Raw genomic sequence first — 16,093 nt, forward strand, 5'->3', positions numbered from 1 at the left:
CCTCCGTACGGCGGGCGATGACCACCGGACACGACGAAGGCGGGGAGCCACCGGCCCCCCGCCTCCTCCCCGGGCGCCCGCGGGATCGCATCCCGCGTCACCCCGGCACGTGTCAGGTCACATCGTCCAGCTCACCGCGGTGGCTCCGGTCGTCGCCCGGTCCGCTCGCCTGCTCGGGCAGCTGCGCCGGGGCACCCACCGGCTCCATCGCACCGACCGGCTCCGGCGTCAGATCCAGCTCGGACGCCTCGTCGTCGGACGGCCCGGCGTCGTCCCGGCGCCGCCGCCGCGCGTCCCGGGAGAGCGCGATCAGTACGGCGCCGAAGTACAGCACGCAGATCGGCGCGGCCAGCAGCAGCATGGTGACCGGATCGGTGCTGGGCGTCGCGATGGCGGAGAAGACCGTGATCCCCATGACCATGCCGCGCCACCAGCCGAGCATCCGCTTGCCCGTGAGGATGCCGGCGAAGTTCAGCATGACCAGCAGCAACGGCAGCTCGAAGGAGAGGCCGAACACGACCACCATGCGGGTGATCAGGTCGAGGAGCTTGTCCAGCGTCAGCAGGTTGTCCACGCCTGCCGGGGTGAATTCGATCAGCACCCGCGCGGTGGTCGGCAGCACCTTGTACGCGAAGTACGCACCGGCGACGAAGAGCGGGAAGCCCGCGCCGACGAAGCTCAGCGCGTACTTCTTCTCCTTGCGGTGCAGCCCGGGGGCGAGGAAGGCCCACAGCTGGTACAGCCAGACCGGCGCGGCGAGGATGACACCCGAGACCAGCGAGACCTTCAGCGCGAGGGTGAAGGGACCGAGCAGGTCCATCATCACGATGTTCGCGCAGCGGGCGCCCTTGTTCTGCTTGGCCAGCTCGGTGAAGAGGGAGTCGCAGCCGACCGTCTGGAGGATCGGTTTGGTGAAGAAGTTGATGATCGACTCGTAGAAGAACGCAGCGACGATCATCATGATGATGATCGCCAGCACGCCCTTGGCCAAGCGGTTACGCAGCTCCCGCAGGTGCTCCACGAGCGGCATACGCCCCTCGGGATCCTTCTCCCGCTTCTGCTTGTTGGGGACGGACTTGCGCACCCCTCGTCCTCATCTCATCCGGTGGGGGCGGCAGGATCCGCCACCCGGTCAGGGCCTCGGTCAGCGCTACGCGGTGCGGTCGGTCTCGGTGACCGGACGCGCGCTGCTCACATCACCGGGTGCGGCCTTGATCGTCCGGGGCGCGGCCTGGGTGCCGTCCTGCGGCGGGTCGGCGGGAGCGGCGTCCTTCTGCGTGCTCTCCGACTTCATCGCCTTCGCCTCGCTCTTGAGGATCCGGGCGGACTTACCGAGCGAGCGGGCCATGTCAGGTAGCTTCTTGGCGCCGAACAGCAGAATCACGATGCCGAGAATCAGGATGAGCTCGGGCCAACCGATCTTTCCAAACATAAGCGAATACCTTCTCACCGGGGCGGCTGAGGATGGGACTACCTGACTTGGCCGGACATCCGTCCGTCCGCCGTGCTGGAGCGATCGTAACGCTCACCGGTGAACGCCGGGCAACCCCCGTGCGCACTCCCGGACACGGGCGCGCCACGCCCGTCGGCCCGCGCCCCAGCGTACCGCCCTTACGCGCGACGCCGACGTCCCGTCAACCCCTGTTCTCCCCGGATCGTGCCTCTCCGGCGGCGGGCCCTCCGGCCCGGGCCGCCAGCGGCGTGGCCGCCCGCTCCAGGTCCCGGGCCGCCCGCTGGATCCGCTCCGACGCCGCCCCCACCTGCCCGGCCAGCCGCCGCACCTCGACGAAGACGCGGAGAGCGAGCACCCCGAGCACGGCGATGCCGAGGAAGCCGAGGACGACAGCGATCATGGGCCAGAGCATGGGACGAGCCTAACGGTGACGCGGAACGGTACGGTCCGCGGACGGCACGGTCAGCCGGTGTGCAGCCGCAGGGTGCGCACCCCGCCGCCGGTGAGCAGTTCGACGATCCGCTCCCCGGCCGGGCGGCGCACCGCGCGCCCGCAGTCGGGGCAGGTGAAGGAGTAGAACGTGGTGCGCCGACTGCCCCCTATGGCCAGCCGGAAGGCGTCCGACGCCAGCTCGAACCGGCCCCGGCAGTCGGGGCACGCCGCCTTGAAGAGCACCGGTGCGGGCACATCCGCCAGGGTGCCGGTCGCCGTCGTCGTCATCCTTCGCTGCCTCTCCTCACGGTGACAGGGGCGCGCTCACTCGCCGTACGCGGCGAGTGCCTCGGTGGCGGCCCGCCGCGCGCTGTCGGCCAGCTCCCGCGGCGCGGTGATCCGCCCGTCGCGGCCCAGCCGCAGCCCCAGGCGCCGCAGCGACGCGGGGTCGGGGGTACGCAGGGTGATGCGCAGCCCGCCGTCGGGCAGCTCATCGGCGCTGTCGTGCGGGTAGTACTCCGCGACCCAGCGGCCCCCGGGCCCGACCTCGATGCACACCTCGGGGTCCTCGGCCGCGGGCTGGACCAGCCCCTCGGAGAGGTCGCGCAGTTCGACGGGCGGCGGGTCGGCGGGCGCGTCCAGCAGCCTGATCTCCGCAACCCGGTCGAGGCGGAAGGTCCGCCGGGCCTCGGAGAGGCGGCACCACGCCTCCACGTAGGTGTGGCCGACGGCGAAGAGGCGGATCGGGTCCACCTCACGTTCGGTCAGCTCGTCGCGGGCCGGGGAGTAGTAGCGCAGCCACAGGCGGCGGCGCTCGGCGATGGCCCGGTCCACATCGGCGAAGACGCCGCCCTCGGACTCGAAGGTCACCGACACCCGGGAGCTGGCCCCGGCCGCCTCGCCCGCCGCGGCCTCCAGCTTCGCGGTGGCCCGCAGCAGCGCCTGCCGGTCGCCCTCGCGCAACCCCGGCAGGGTCGCCACGGCGCGCGCCGCGACCAGCAGCGCGGTGGCCTCGTCGGCGGCGAGCCGCAGCGGGGCGGCGACATCGTCCGGGTTGTGCCACCAGATGCGGTCGCCGTCGGTGTCGATGTCGAGGAGGTCGCCGCCGCGGAAGCTCGTCCCGCACATGGGCAGGATGTCGAGGTCGGCGATCAGCTCGTCCTCGGTGATGCCGAAGGCGCGGGCCACATCGCTGACGCGCGCGCCGGGGCGTTCGCGCAGATACGTCACCAGGGACAGCATCCGGCGGGTCTGGTCGATCGCGTTGGTCGCCATGGGTGTCCTTCTCCCTCTCAGCCCTTGGCCACGGCGCGCAGCCGCTCGATGACATCGGCCCGCAGTTCGGCCGGTTCCAGCACCACCACATCGGGCCCGAACTCCACGAGCCAGGCGTCGAGCCCGCGTCCGTTCGGGATCTCCAATTCGTCCCAGCCGTCGCCCAGTTCACGGACGGTCAGCGCGCGGGCGCGCAGCGGGTAGCCGTGTCCGGTGCGCAGCCGGATCCGGGCGGTACCGGTCGCGGTCTCCCCCGCCCAGACCTCGACGGTCTCGCGGACGGTGACGTGGTCGGGCACCGGCGCGGTGAACGCACCCTGCCGGGAGCGGACCTTGCCGGTGATCCGGGAGAGCCGGAAGACGCGTTCGGCGCTGCGGTCGCGATCCCATCCGGCGAGGTACCAGTGGCCGCGCCAGCACTCCAGGATCCACGGCTCGACCTGGCGGCGCTCGGGGTGCGCGGCGTTGGACTTGCGGTAGTCGAAGACGACCGGGCGGCGGTCGCGGCAGGCCAGCATCAGCGGTTCGAAGGCGGCCTCGTGGACGGGGATGCGCGGCTCCAGCGCGCTGTGCGGGGCATCGACGGCGTCGCCACCGGAGGCCAGCGGCATCCCGGCGGCGCGCAGCTTCTGCAGGGCGCCGCTGGCCGCACCGGCCAGCCGGGCCTGCTGCCAGATCTTGGCGGCGAGCCCGAGGGCCGCGGCCTCCTCGGCGTCCAGGGTGATGGGCGGGAGGCGGTTGCTGTCGCGGCGGGCGAGGTAGCCGACGTCGCCCTCCAGGCCCTCGACGGTCTCGATCACCAGGCCCAGCTCGCGCAGGTCGTCCTTGTCCCGCTCGAACATGCGGTTGAACGACTCGTCGTGGCCACCGTGGTCGCCCTTGCCGAACGACTCGACGTACGCCTCGATCGACGACCGCAGTTCGCGCTTGGTCAGCGGGCGACGGGTACCCAGCAGGCACAGCGCCAGGTTCATCAGCCGCTCGGCCTTGGCAATCGCCATCGGCGCCCTTTCTCGTGGAACTCCCGATCCGTGACCGTACCGCCACGGGCGCCCGGGGCAAAAGCCGAGGGCCCGTGCGCTACGGCACGGGCCCTCTCAGGGTGCGGCGTGGTCTCAGACGGAGACCAGGTCGCAGACGAAGATCAGCGTCTCGCCGGGGGCGATGCGGCCGCCACCGGCGCCGCGGTCGCCGTACGCGAGGTGCGCGGGGATGGTCAGCCGACGGCGACCGCCGACCTTCATGCCCTGCACACCCTTGTCCCAGCCGGCGATGACCTGGCCGGCACCGAGCTGGAACTGCAGCGGGGTGCCGCGGTTCCAGCTGGCGTCGAACTCCTCACCGGTGCTGAAGGAGACACCGACGTAGTGGACCTTGATGTTGTCCCCGGCCTTGGCGACCGGCCCGTCGCCCTCCCACAGGTCCACGATCTCCAGATCGGCGGGAGCCGGGCCCTCGGGGAAGTCGATCTCGGGCTTGTCGATGCTCACGGATGTGCTCCTACGTACGTGTCCTTGCAATGGCCGCGTCAGTCTCGCAGACCGTGATCAGAGCGCGTCGACGATGTCGACGGAGAAGACCAGGGTGTTCTTGGCGAGCTCGGACTGCGGTTGGGAACCGTAGCCCAGCTTCGGCGGAATCACGATTTCGACGCGGTCGCCGACGTGCTTGCCGACCAGCGCGTCGTCCCAGCCCTTGACGACCGACCCGGTGCCGATCTGGAAGGTCGTGGCGCCGCCGTGGTCCCAGGAGGAGTCGAACTTCTTGCCGTCCTCCCACTTCACGCCGGTGTACTGCGCGACCAGCGCGTCGCCCTTCTTGATCTCCTTGCCCTTGCCCTTGATCAGCACCTGCTGCTTCAGCTCGGTGGGCGCCTTCTTCCCCTTGGGCACGGTGATCGTGGCGGCCTTCTCCCCCTCGGCCTTCACCTCGGGCATCCCGTCCTCGGGCCCGGCCTGCGCGCCCTCGGCCTTGGCCTTCTTGTCGATCTTCTTGGCCCCGGCGATGTCGACGACGTACACCATGCCGTCGTCGGGCTTGAGCTGGGACTCCGGCGGCACCTCACCGACGAACGCCTTGACGGTGCCCTCGACCTGGACGCGGCTGCCCGCCTTCTGGCCCTTGAGCGCCTCCAGCACCTTGACCGGGACCGGCAGCTGCTGCTGCATCTGCGGCAGCTGGTCGTTCATCTCGACGACGATCTGGTGGCGCGCGTCACCCTTGGCGACCTTGCCGCCCTTGGCGTCCTTACCGGAGCCGGGCGGGATCTCCCAGCTGCTGCCGAGGCTCTGCCCCTTCACCATCTTGCCCTCGTAGTCGACGCGCACGGTGGTGCCGTCGCCGACCTTCTCGCCCGTGCCCTGCACCAGGGTCTTGGTGACAACGTCGGGCGCGACCTTGGCGTCCTTGGAGACCTTGATCGCGGGTTCGTCGCCCACCTTGCCCTGGACATCGGCGACCGTCTTGCCCGCGTCCTTGTCGTCGGACCCGCAGGCGGCGGTGAACAGCAGAAGGGGCACGGTCAGCGCGGCGGCGGCAGCGCGACGGGTGTTTTTCGTGAGGTTCATCAGTCCCACTCGGGATCGGGGGGTGGTGGCCAGTTCCCGCCACTCTACGACCTGAGGTCCGGCGCGGTTCCCGTTCGAACACGGCAAAGTGCCGGGAGCCACACCGGCTCCCGGCACTTTGCCACCGGACGGCATCACATCCCGGCGATCAGCTTCTCCACCCGGTCGTCCACCGAACGGAACGGGTCCTTGCACAGCACCGTCCGCTGCGCCTGGTCGTTCAGCTTGAGATGCACCCAGTCCACCGTGAAATCGCGGCGCTGTTCCTGGGCGCGGCGGATGAAATCACCGCGCAACCGCGCGCGGGTGGTCTGCGGCGGCACCGATTTGCCTTCGAAGATCTTCAGATCGTCGCAGATCCGCGCCGCCTGCCCCTTCCGCTCCAGGAGGTAGTAGAGCCCCCGGCGGCGGTGGATGTCGTGGTACGCGAGGTCTATCTGCGCGACCCTGGGATGCGACATGGTGATGTTGTTCTTGCTGCGGTACCGCTCGATGAGCTGATGTTTCATCACCCAGTCGATCTCGGTGGCGACACGGTCGAGTTCCTGCTCGCGGATTGCGCCGAGGGTACGGCCCCACAACTCCAGTACGCGTTCGACGGTGCCGGAGCGGATTCCACGGCGGTCGCAGAAATCCACCGCCTTTTCGTAATACTCCTGCTGGACCTCCAGCGCCGACGCCTCACGCCCGCTGGCGAGGCGGACCTTGCGCTGACCGGTGATGTCGTGGCTGACCTCACGGATGGCCCGGATGGGATTCTCCAGCGTCAGATCCCGCATGACGGTGCCCGCTTCGATCATCCGCAGCACGAGATCGGTGGCGCCGACCTTGAGCAGCATCGTCGTCTCGGACATGTTGGAGTCGCCGACGATGACGTGCAGACGGCGGTAGCGCTCGGCGTCGGCGTGTGGTTCGTCGCGGGTGTTGATGATCGGGCGCGAGCGGGTCGTCGCGGACGAGACGCCCTCCCAGATGTGCTCGGCGCGCTGGCTGACGCAGTAGACGGCGCCGCGCGGGGTCTGCAGCACCTTGCCCGCGCCGCACAGCAGCTGCCGGGTGACGAGGAAGGGGATGAGGATGTCCGCGAGCCGGGAGAACTCCCCGTGGCGGGCGACGAGATAGTTCTCGTGACAGCCGTAGGAGTTGCCCGCCGAATCGGTGTTGTTCTTGAAGAGATAGACGTCGCCCGCGATTCCTTCCTCGTGCAGGCGGCGTTCGGCATCGACGAGAAGACCTTCGAGAATGCGCTCGCCTGCTTTGTCGTGGGTGACGAGTTCCGTCACGTTGTCGCACTCGGGGGTTGCGTATTCCGGGTGCGATCCCACGTCGAGGTACAGGCGGGCGCCGTTCCGCAGGAAGACATTGCTGCTGCGGCCCCATGACACGACACGGCGGAAGAGGTACCGCGCCACTTCGTCAGGCGACAGTCGGCGCTGTCCCCTGAACGTGCACGTGACGCCGTACTCGTTCTCCAGCCCGAAAATGCGGCGGTCCATGACTGAACATTACGCCTGACGGCGTGCTCTGAAACCGGGTTCGACAGCCCCGTTGCGATCAATTTCCGCCGGGAGTACGAGCTCCTTCGGCCGTACGGGATCCCCGAGGAAGCGCTTCGTCACCACCAGGACCAGCAGCGCGGCGACCCCTCCGACCCCGGCGACGGCGAACCCGGCGGCCGCTCCCCCGCGCTCCACCGCGGGCCCCACCACCGAGGCGCCGACGGCCGAACCGACGCCGAAGGTCGTCACCAGCCACGAGAACGCCTCCGTGACCGTGCCCTTGGGCGCATGCCGGTCCACGACGATGAACGCGCAGGCCAGCGCGGGCGCCAAAAACACCCCGGCGACCCCCGTCAGCACCGTCATCCCGACCACGCCGGGCACGAGCACCAGCGGCAGGTACCCCAACGCCAGCAGCGCGACGAGCAGCCGCAGCCGCCCCTCGGGCCGTCCGGGCCATTCGCGCGCGCCGTAGACGACGCCGCCCACCAGTGCCCCGACGCCGAGCGCCGAGAGGAGAGAGCTGGAAACCATGCCGCCGCCGTGCTCGTCGGCGTACGCCACCGCGGCGACCGCGATGGAGCCGAGCGCCAGCCCGACGAAGAAGAACGCGCCGATCAGCACCAGCATCCCGGGCGAGCGCAGGGCGCCCAGCCAGTGCGCCTCCCGCGGCTCGCCGCGCCACTGCCGGGACGGCGGCGACACCACGACGGAGAGCGCGCCGAGCACCCCGATGACGTTGATGACCAGCAGCGCGACCCGCTCCGACCAGGCGGCCACGCACACCGTCACCAGCAGCGGCCCGACCGCGAACATCACCTCCTGTGCCACCGCGTCCAGCGCGTACGCGGCGTGCACCCGGTCCGGCCGCTTGAGCACCGTGGGCCACAGCGCCCGCAGCCCGCCCTCCAGCGGCGGCGTGAAGAGACCGGCGATCACCATGGCCGTGTAGGCGAGCGGCAGCGGATGCAGCCCGACGGCGGCCAGCAGCGCCATGCCCAGCGCGGAGACCACGGCGGCGGGCAGCATCACGCGCGGCTGCCCGTAGAGGTCGACGGCGCGGCCCAGCAGCGGCTGGCCGATGGCGGTGCAGACGCCGTAGGCGGCGGAGAGCGCGCCGGCCAGGGCGTAGCTGCCGCCCTCGGCGCGGATGAAGAGCACCACGGCCAGGGCGGCGGTGGCGTTCGGCAGCCGTCCGATCAAGGTGCCGGTCAGCAGCCGCGCCGCATGCCTGGTCCGCAGCAGCTCCGCATATCCCGCGGCCATGCCGCCCCTTTCCCATCCGGCACCCAGCGCCGGACATGATACGTATAACTCCCGGCGTCATACGTATCATGTCGGCACCCGCGGGTCCAGGCCGCCCGCCCGACCGCCAGGAGGAAACCGCCGGTGAGCAGCAACGACGCGACACGACCGGCGGCGGACGACGCGGTGCGGGCCCCCGGCGCCGCCCGCGTCACCAGCCGGGACGTGGCCCGGGCCGCCGGGGTCTCGCAGGCGGCGGTCTCGCTCGTCCTGGGCGACAAATGGCGCGGCCGGGTCTCGGCCGCCAAGGCCGATTCGGTGCGCGCCGCCGCCCGCGACCTCGGCTACCGCCCCAACCTCGCCGCCCGCAGCCTGCGCACCGGCCGCACCCGCACCGCGCTGCTCGTCGTCCCCGCGCTCACCACCGAGTTCTTCGCGCGGGTGCACACGGGGGCCACCCGCACCGCCGCGGACGCGGGCTTCGGCGTGGTGCTCTACCCGTCGCCCGAGGGCATCGGCCCGGCCCCCGACCCGTTCGGCTCGGCGCGCACCAGCCTCGACGGTGTGATCGCCTCCTCGATGGCCGTGGACGCGCTCGCCGCACTGCACGGCGCCGGGCTCCCCCTGGTCATGCTGGACAACGATCCGGCCGACGACCGCGCCGCCGCGACCGTCAACCTCGACATCGCCGGCGGCGCCCGCCAGGTGGCCGCACACCTCCTCGCCCTCGGCCACCGCCGCATCGGCCATCTCGCCGCCGACGTCGACTCCTGGACCTTCGCGGTGCGCGGCCGCGCCCTGGCCGACGCGTTCGCCGCGGCGCCGGGCACCGCGCTGCGCCGGGTGCCGACCGCCCTCTCCGTCGCGGCGGGCCTGACGGCCGCGCACACCGCGCTGACCGGTCCGGAGCCCCGCCCGACGGCGCTGGTCTGCGACGACGACGTGGTGGCCGCCGGAGCCTGCAAGGCGGTACGGCGGCTGGGCCTGCGAGTGCCGGAGGACGTCTCGGTCACCGGTTTCGACGACCTGGCGCTGGCGGTGGCCGTCGAACCGGAGCTGACGACCGTACGGCTACCCGCCGAGGAGTTCGGCGCCGCCGGAATGCGGGCCCTGCTGGATGCCCTCGACGGCCACCGTCCCACCGCCCGCACCCTGCCGGTCGGCCTCGTCACCCGCGGCTCCACGGGACCGGCTCCGACGTAGGGCTCCTACGGACGGAGTGGGCCGGGGCGGTTCGCGCGGCGTGACGGTACGGGTGCACCGGGCGCGCGGCGGACCACAGGCACGGGCGCGCTGGGCGGACCCGCGGCGTGACACGGGCACCGGCGCGCCGGGCAAGCACATGAGGCCGTACCGGGCGAGCACACGGCGGGGCTTCGGCACGAACGCACCGCGCCCCGGCGGGATGTTCCCACCGGGGCGCGACCGACCGGGCCGGGCCCGGATGCCGTGACGTGCGGTCAGGCGTCGTCCTTCGGCTTCTGTTCCTTCTTCGTACCGTCGGACGCGTCCTTCGTGGCGTCCGGCGCCGCGGAATCCGCTGTGCCGTCCGCGTCCCCGGACGCGTCCGCCGCGGACTCGTCCGCACCGGCGGACTCGTCCAGCAGCCGGGAGAGCTGACCGCCGAGGATCCGCTTGAACTTGCGCTGCTGGGGCCGCGTGCGGTCCAGCGTCGCGACCTCCAGCTGCTCGGCGGTGAGTGTGCGCTCCCCGCCGTTGTTGTCCCGCGACAGCGAGTCCACGGCCAGCTTCAGCGCCTCGCCCAGCGTCATGCCGTCGCGGTGGCGCTGATCGAGGTAGCTGCTGATCTGGTCGGCGTTGCCGCCCACCGCGACCGAACCGTGCTCGTCGACGATCGAGCCGTCGTGCGGGAGCCGGTAGATCTGGTCGTCCTCGGGGGCTTCCCCGACCTCGGCGACGATCAGCTCGACCTCGTACGGCTTCTCGGCGGCGCTGGAGAAGATCGTGCCCAGCGTCTGGGCGTAGACGTTCGCGAGGCCGCGCGCGGTCACGTCCTCGCGGTCGTAGGTGTAGCCGCGCAGGTCGGCGTAGCGCACCCCGCCGATCCGCAGGTTCTCGAACTCGTTGTACTTGCCGACCGCCGCGAACGCGATGCGGTCATAGATCTCGCTGACCTTGTGCAGGGCCCGGGAGGGATTTTCGGCGACGAAGACCACGCCGTCGATGTACTGCAGCACCACGACGCTGCGGCCGCGGGCGATGCCCTTGCGGGCGTACTCGGCGCGGTCGGCCATGGCCTGCTGGGGTGAGACATAAAACGGCGTCGACACCGGTTATCCGTCCCTTTCTGTCAATGGCTCTCTCACTGGCACGCGCATCCGCCGGCCGTCCTTCCCTCAGAGCAGCGCGGCACGGGGACCGTCGGGCTCTTCGAGGCGGCGCTCGTAGACGGCGCGGGCGATCTCTGCGACCTCGGCGTCGGTGAACCTCTTGAAGCCCTCGTCGGTGATCACCGTGACGATCGGGTAGATCCGCCGGCCCATGTCGGGGCCGCCGGTCGCCGAGTCGTCGTCCGCCGCGTCGTAGAGCGCCTGGATGACGGCGGTGGCGGCCTGATGCTCCGTGAAGTCGTCGCGGTACAGCTTCTTGAGAGCACTGCGGGCGAAGACGGATCCGGAGCCCGTGGACGCGTAGCCGTGCTCCTCGGAGCGTCCGCCGGTCACGTCGTAGGAGAAGATGCGGCCCTTGGCGCGGTCGACGTCCCATCCGGCGAAGAGCGGCACCACGGCGAGGCCCTGCATGGCCATGCCGAGGTTGCCCCGGATCATCGTGGAGAGGCGGTTCGCCTTGCCCTCCAGGGAGAGCTGCGCGCCCTCCACCTTCTCGAAGTGCTCCAGCTCCAGCTGGAACAGCTTGACCATCTCGACGGCCAGCCCGGCGGTACCGGCGATGCCGACCGCGGAGTACTCATCGGCCGGGAAGACCTTCTCGATGTCGCGCTGGGCGATGACGTTACCCATCGTCGCCCGCCGGTCACCGGCGAGCACCACACCGCCCTGGAACGACGTGGCGACGATGGTCGTGCCGTGCGGCGCCTCGATGGCGCCCTGGACCTGCGGCAGCGGGCGGCTGCCCGGCAGCAGATCAGGGGCGTGCTCCCCGAGGAAGTCCATGAACGACGAGGATCCAGGCGTCAGGAAGGCAGCTGGTAGACGCCCGGTGCTACGGGTGTTGGCTTCCACACGTTTCCTTCCGGATACTCGGCCGGCCGCCTCGGGGCGGCGGGCCGCTGCTTGACTGTCCCAGGCTGCGGTGCAGCTGAAGCACTGTACGACCGGGACCCTACCCGCCCCGCGGGCGTGATCCACATGGGTGGTGGAACCGGGCTCCCTACCGCACGGCCCGCGCGCCCGCGGAAGGCTGACGGTCCGCCACGCCCGCCACGGCGCTCCACCGTCCGGGGCCGGGGCGTGCCGGACGCGGCCGGTGGTGCCGTGCGGGACACCACCGGCGCCGTGCCCGGATCCGCGCCGCGGTTACTCCCCGCCCTTCTGGACGAAGCTCCGCACGAAGTCCTCGGCATTCTCCTCGAGGACGTCGTCGATTTCGTCCAGCACCGAATCGACGTCGTCCGACAGCTTCTCCTGGCGTTCCTTGAGCTCGTCGGAAGCCTCCGCGTTCTGCGTCTGCTCCTCGACCTCTTCGGTGGAACGCGTGGCCTTCTGCTGACCGCCGCCGCTGTCCTTGGTCGCCATTACCCTCACCCCGCTCGGTTCGGCCCCGCTCGATGTGACTTTCAAGATCCGACCCTACAAGGCCCCTCTGACATCGGCCCTGCACTTGATGCAACGTCCGGGGGACACCCCGATCATTCCCGCCGCGCGGCCCTTTCAGCCGCGATTCGGTGGTGAATCCGTGGCGGTTCAGCGGCCGGAAAGCGCCCTCACCAGGTCCTCCGCCGTGCGGCAGCGGTCCAGCAGGTCCTTGACGTGTTCCCGGGTGCCGCGCAGCGGCTCCAGCGTCGGCACCCGCTGCAGGGAGTCCCGCCCCGGCAGGTCGAAGATCACCGAGTCCCAGGAGGCGGCCGCGACATCGTCGGCGTACTGCTCCAGGCAGCGGCCGCGGAAGTACGCCCGGGTGTCCACGGGCGGCTCCAGCTCGGCCCGTACGACCTCCGCCTCGTCCAGCAGCCGCGTGATCTTCCCGCGGGCGGCGAGGCGGTTGTAGAGCCCCTTCTCGGGGCGCACGTCGGCGTACTGGAGGTCGACGAGGTGGAGGCGGGCGGCGTCCCAGTCCAGGCCGTCGCGGCGGCGGTAGCCCTCCATCAGCTCGCGCTTGGCGACCCAGTCCAGCTCGCCGGAGAGGCTCATCGGGTCGTTCTCCAGCCGCCCCAGGACGTCCTCCCAGCGCCCTAGCACGTCCTTGGTCTGGTCGTCCGCGTCCGCGCCGTAACGGTCCTCGACATATTTACGGGCCAGCTCGTAGTACTCCATCTGGAGCTGTACGGCGGTGAGCGTGCGGCCGCTGCGGAGCGTGACCAGATGTTGCAGATCGGGATCGTGCGAGACCCGGTGGAGGGTGCGGACGGGCTGGTCGACGGCGAGATCGACGGCGATGAAGCCGTCTTCGATCATGGACAGGACCAGCGCGGTGGTGCCCAGTTTGAGGTAGGTCGAGATCTCGGAGAGGTTGGCGTCGCCGATGATGACGTGCAGGCGGCGGTATTTCTCCGCGTCCGAATGGGGTTCGTCGCGGGTGTTGATGATCGGACGCTTGAGCGTCGTCTCCAGGCCGACCTCGACCTCGAAGTAGTCGGCGCGCTGGCTGATCTGGAAGCCGTGATCCCGGCCGTCCTGGCCGATGCCGACCCGGCCCGCGCCGGTGACGACCTGCCGCGAGATGAAGAACGGCGTCAGGTGCCGCACGATGTCCGAGAACGGCGTCTCCCGCTTCATCAGGTAGTTCTCGTGCGTGCCGTAGGAGGCGCCCTTGTTGTCGGTGTTGTTCTTGTACAGGTGGATCGGCTGGGCGCCGGGGACCTGCGCGGCCCGCTCCGCCGCCTCGGCCATGATCCGCTCACCGGCCTTGTCCCAGAGCACCGCGTCCCGCGGGTTGGTGACCTCGGGCGAGCTGTACTCGGGGTGGGCGTGGTCGACGTAGAGGCGCGCACCGTTGGTGAGGATCACATTGGCGAGGCCGATGTCCTCGTCGGTGAGCTGACTAGAATCGGCGGCCTCACGGGCGAGGTCGAAGCCGCGGGCGTCCCGCAGCGGATTCTCCTCCTCGAAATCCCAGCGGGCACGGCGTGCCCGGTGCATCGCCGCCGCATAGGCATTGACGACCTGGGACGAGGTGAGCATGGCATTGGCATTCGGATGACCGGGGACGGAAATTCCGTACTCCGTCTCGATTCCCATTACTCGCCGTACGGTCATGCGGCCCTCCTTGCCCGGCGGCGCCCCCGGATGGGGTCGGCGCTCAAGTACCGCTGCGCTTCCGATCCGTGTGCGATCCCCACATCCGTACCGTGTGACGCGGCGGTACCCACGAGCCTAGAGCGCCTTTGCGGTACTGGGGAGATCATTACAGTCATTGCTCCAGTCCGGTTTCCGCCGCACGGCTTTCCGGGAGCCGCTTTCGGCCCCCGGAAAAGCGTCCGGCTGCGGACGCCCCGTGCAGGACATCCGCAGCCGGAGCGCGGTTTACAGGTACTGGCCGGTATTCGCGACCGTGTCGATGGAGCGGCCGGTGTCCGCGCCCTGCTTTCCGGTGACCAGCGTGCGGATGTAGACGATCCGCTCGCCCTTCTTTCCGGAGATACGGGCCCAGTCGTCCGGGTTGGTGGTGTTGGGCAGGTCTTCGTTCTCCTTGAACTCGTCCACGCACGCCTGGAGAAGGTGGGAGACCCGCAGACCCTTCTGCTCGTGTTCGAGGAAAGCCTTGATGGCCATCTTCTTCGCACGGCCGACGATGTTTTCGATCATCGCGCCGGAGTTGAAATCCTTGAAGTAGAGGACTTCCTTGTCACCGTTGGCGTAGGTGACCTCCAGGAAGCGGTTCTCCTCGGATTCCGCGTACATCTGCTCGACGACCGACTGGATCATGCCGCTGACCGCGGCCTTCCGGGAGCCACCGTGCTCGGCGAGGTCGTCGGTGTGCAGCGGCAGGCGCTCGGTGAGGTACTTGGAGAAGATGTCCTTGGCCGCCTCGGCGTCCGGGCGCTCGATCTTGATCTTCACGTCGAGCCGCCCCGGGCGGAGGATCGCCGGGTCGATCATGTCCTCGCGGTTCGAGGCGCCGATGACGATGACGTTCTCCAAGCCCTCCACACCGTCGATCTCGGAGAGCAGCTGCGGGACGATGGTGTTCTCCACGTCCGAGCTGACCCCGGAGCCACGGGTGCGGAAGAGGGAGTCCATCTCGTCGAAGAAGACGATGACAGGCGTGCCCTCGCTGGCCTTCTCCCGGGCCCGCTGGAAGACCAGCCGGATGTGCCGTTCCGTTTCGCCGACGTACTTGTTGAGCAGCTCGGGGCCCTTGATGTTGAGGAAGAAGCTCTTCCCCGCGGGCTGCCCGGTCACCTCGGCGACCTTCTTGGCGAGGGAGTTGGCGACCGCCTTGGCGATGAGTGTCTTGCCGCAGCCGGGCGGGCCGTAGAGCAAGACGCCCTTGGGCGGGCGGAGTTCGTGCTCCTTGAAGAGGTCGGGGTAGAGGTACGGAAGCTCGACCGCGTCCCGGATCAGCTCGATCTGGCCGCCCAGACCACCGATCTTGTTGTAGTCGATGTCCGGGACCTCTTCGAGGACCAGCTCCTCGACCTCGCTCTTGGGAATGACTTCGTAGACGTAACCGGAGCGCGATTCGAGGAGCAGGGCGTCGCCGGGGCGGATGGTCGTGTCCAGCAGCGGCTCGGCGAGCCGCACCACCCGCTCCTCGTCGGTGTGCCCGACCACCAGGGCGCGCTCGCCGTCCTCCAGGATCTCCTTGAGGGTGACGATGTCCCCGGCGCTCTCGAACTTCATGGCCTCGACCACGTTGAGCGCTTCGTTGAGCATGACCTCCTGGCCGCGCCGGAGATCTGCCGTCTCCACGCTCGGGCTGACATTCACCCGGAGCTTGCGGCCACCGGTGAAAATATCGACCGTGTCGTCCTCATTGGCCTGCAGGAAGACGCCGAACCCGGCCGGCGGCTGGGCGAGCCGGTCGACCTCCTCCTTGAGGGCGACGATCTGGTCGCGCGCCTCGCGCAGCGTATTCGCGAGGCGTTCGTTCTGCGCGGAAACGCCGGCCAGATTGGTCTGCAGCTCGACGATCCGCTCTTCGAGAATCCTCGTATGCCGCGGAGAGTCGGCGAGCTTACGTCGCAGGACGGCGATCTCCTGCTCAAGATAGGCAACCTGACCGGCGGGATCCTCGGACCCCCGCCCCGGCCGGATGCCGCGGTTGATGTCGTCGTCGTGGGCTGCCACGGTCCTCACCTCCTCCAAGGGGAGCTGGACGCTTCCTGACCCTACCTGGGCGGGTGCGGGTTGAAACCCCTAGATCGAAAAGACGGTCGGGGCGTGTCCGATCTTCACCCTTGCGCACGTCCGCTCACCAAGGGAATACCCACCGAACAACATCGGAAAGCGACCGGTTGTATCGTCGGGACGGTCAACACC

General features: G+C 70.0%; 16 protein-coding genes. 1 reads left to right on the forward strand and 15 read right to left on the reverse strand.

Annotated features, from left to right (window positions below; translation table 11 throughout):
- Nucleotides 1-112: 112 nt before the first annotated feature.
- From tatC to OG422_RS05195, 10 genes are all read right to left on the reverse strand, one after another.
- On the reverse strand, nt 113-1,030 hold the full coding sequence (gene tatC / locus OG422_RS05150; RefSeq protein ID WP_143939833.1) for a twin-arginine translocase subunit TatC: 918 nt from the start codon (nt 1,028-1,030) through the stop codon (nt 113-115).
- A gap of 120 nt (nt 1,031-1,150) precedes the next feature.
- On the reverse strand, nt 1,151-1,432 hold the full coding sequence (tatA, locus tag OG422_RS05155) for a Sec-independent protein translocase subunit TatA (RefSeq protein ID WP_143939790.1): 282 nt from the start codon (nt 1,430-1,432) through the stop codon (nt 1,151-1,153).
- 202 nt (nt 1,433-1,634) lie between these two features.
- Nucleotides 1,635-1,865, reverse strand: coding sequence for a hypothetical protein (locus OG422_RS05160; protein ID WP_143939791.1), 231 nt, complete (start codon nt 1,863-1,865; stop codon nt 1,635-1,637).
- Nucleotides 1,866-1,915: 50 nt separating this feature from the next.
- Complete coding sequence (locus OG422_RS05165; RefSeq protein WP_384597599.1) at nt 1,916-2,173, reverse strand: hypothetical protein; 258 nt, start codon at nt 2,171-2,173, stop codon at nt 1,916-1,918.
- 36 nt (nt 2,174-2,209) lie between these two features.
- A complete protein-coding gene (locus OG422_RS05170; RefSeq protein WP_143939793.1) occupies nt 2,210-3,160 on the reverse strand; it encodes a YafY family protein in 951 nt (316 codons plus the stop codon).
- 17 nt (nt 3,161-3,177) lie between these two features.
- Nucleotides 3,178-4,161, reverse strand: a complete 984-nt coding sequence (locus tag OG422_RS05175) for a helix-turn-helix transcriptional regulator (RefSeq protein WP_405740164.1) — start codon at nt 4,159-4,161, stop codon at nt 3,178-3,180.
- A gap of 114 nt (nt 4,162-4,275) precedes the next feature.
- Nucleotides 4,276-4,650, reverse strand: coding sequence for an FKBP-type peptidyl-prolyl cis-trans isomerase (locus OG422_RS05180; RefSeq protein ID WP_405740167.1), 375 nt, complete (start codon nt 4,648-4,650; stop codon nt 4,276-4,278).
- 57 nt (nt 4,651-4,707) lie between these two features.
- Nucleotides 4,708-5,727: an FKBP-type peptidyl-prolyl cis-trans isomerase gene (locus OG422_RS05185; protein WP_143939796.1), complete on the reverse strand. Its 1,020-nt coding sequence runs from the start codon at nt 5,725-5,727 to the stop codon at nt 4,708-4,710.
- A gap of 134 nt (nt 5,728-5,861) precedes the next feature.
- Nucleotides 5,862-7,223: a Pup--protein ligase gene (gene pafA, locus OG422_RS05190; protein WP_143939797.1), complete on the reverse strand. Its 1,362-nt coding sequence runs from the start codon at nt 7,221-7,223 to the stop codon at nt 5,862-5,864.
- Between the two features lie 9 nt (nt 7,224-7,232).
- Nucleotides 7,233-8,492: an MFS transporter gene (locus tag OG422_RS05195; protein ID WP_405740172.1), complete on the reverse strand. Its 1,260-nt coding sequence runs from the start codon at nt 8,490-8,492 to the stop codon at nt 7,233-7,235.
- 123 nt (nt 8,493-8,615) lie between these two features.
- Between OG422_RS05195 and OG422_RS05200 the strand changes: the two genes are divergently transcribed.
- Nucleotides 8,616-9,674 carry a LacI family DNA-binding transcriptional regulator gene (locus OG422_RS05200; RefSeq protein ID WP_405740175.1) on the forward strand — a complete coding sequence of 353 codons (1,059 nt, stop codon included), beginning with the start codon at nt 8,616-8,618 and terminating at the stop codon, nt 9,672-9,674.
- A 257-nt stretch (nt 9,675-9,931) separates the two neighbouring features.
- Here OG422_RS05200 and prcA read toward each other — a convergent pair whose 3' ends face one another.
- The 5 genes from prcA to arc form a co-directional block, all read right to left on the reverse strand.
- Entirely contained in the window at nt 9,932-10,762 is an 831-nt protein-coding gene (gene prcA, locus OG422_RS05205; RefSeq protein ID WP_143939800.1) for a proteasome subunit alpha, read from the reverse strand.
- Between the two features lie 66 nt (nt 10,763-10,828).
- Complete coding sequence (gene prcB, locus OG422_RS05210) at nt 10,829-11,674, reverse strand: proteasome subunit beta (RefSeq protein WP_405740179.1); 846 nt, start codon at nt 11,672-11,674, stop codon at nt 10,829-10,831.
- A gap of 294 nt (nt 11,675-11,968) precedes the next feature.
- On the reverse strand, nt 11,969-12,187 hold the full coding sequence (locus OG422_RS05215; protein WP_143939802.1) for a ubiquitin-like protein Pup: 219 nt from the start codon (nt 12,185-12,187) through the stop codon (nt 11,969-11,971).
- Nucleotides 12,188-12,355: 168 nt separating this feature from the next.
- The gene (dop, locus tag OG422_RS05220; RefSeq protein ID WP_405740183.1) at nt 12,356-13,867 is read right to left on the reverse strand and encodes a depupylase/deamidase Dop; all 1,512 of its coding nucleotides are present in this window, start codon (nt 13,865-13,867) and stop codon (nt 12,356-12,358) included.
- Nucleotides 13,868-14,134: 267 nt separating this feature from the next.
- Complete coding sequence (gene arc / locus OG422_RS05225) at nt 14,135-15,901, reverse strand: proteasome ATPase (RefSeq protein ID WP_405740186.1); 1,767 nt, start codon at nt 15,899-15,901, stop codon at nt 14,135-14,137.
- Nucleotides 15,902-16,093 lie beyond the last annotated feature (192 nt).

The sequence above is a fragment of the Streptomyces sp. NBC_01525 genome, from assembly GCF_045040405.1.
In the GTDB taxonomy this organism is placed as follows: domain Bacteria; phylum Actinomycetota; class Actinomycetes; order Streptomycetales; family Streptomycetaceae; genus Streptomyces; species Streptomyces benahoarensis.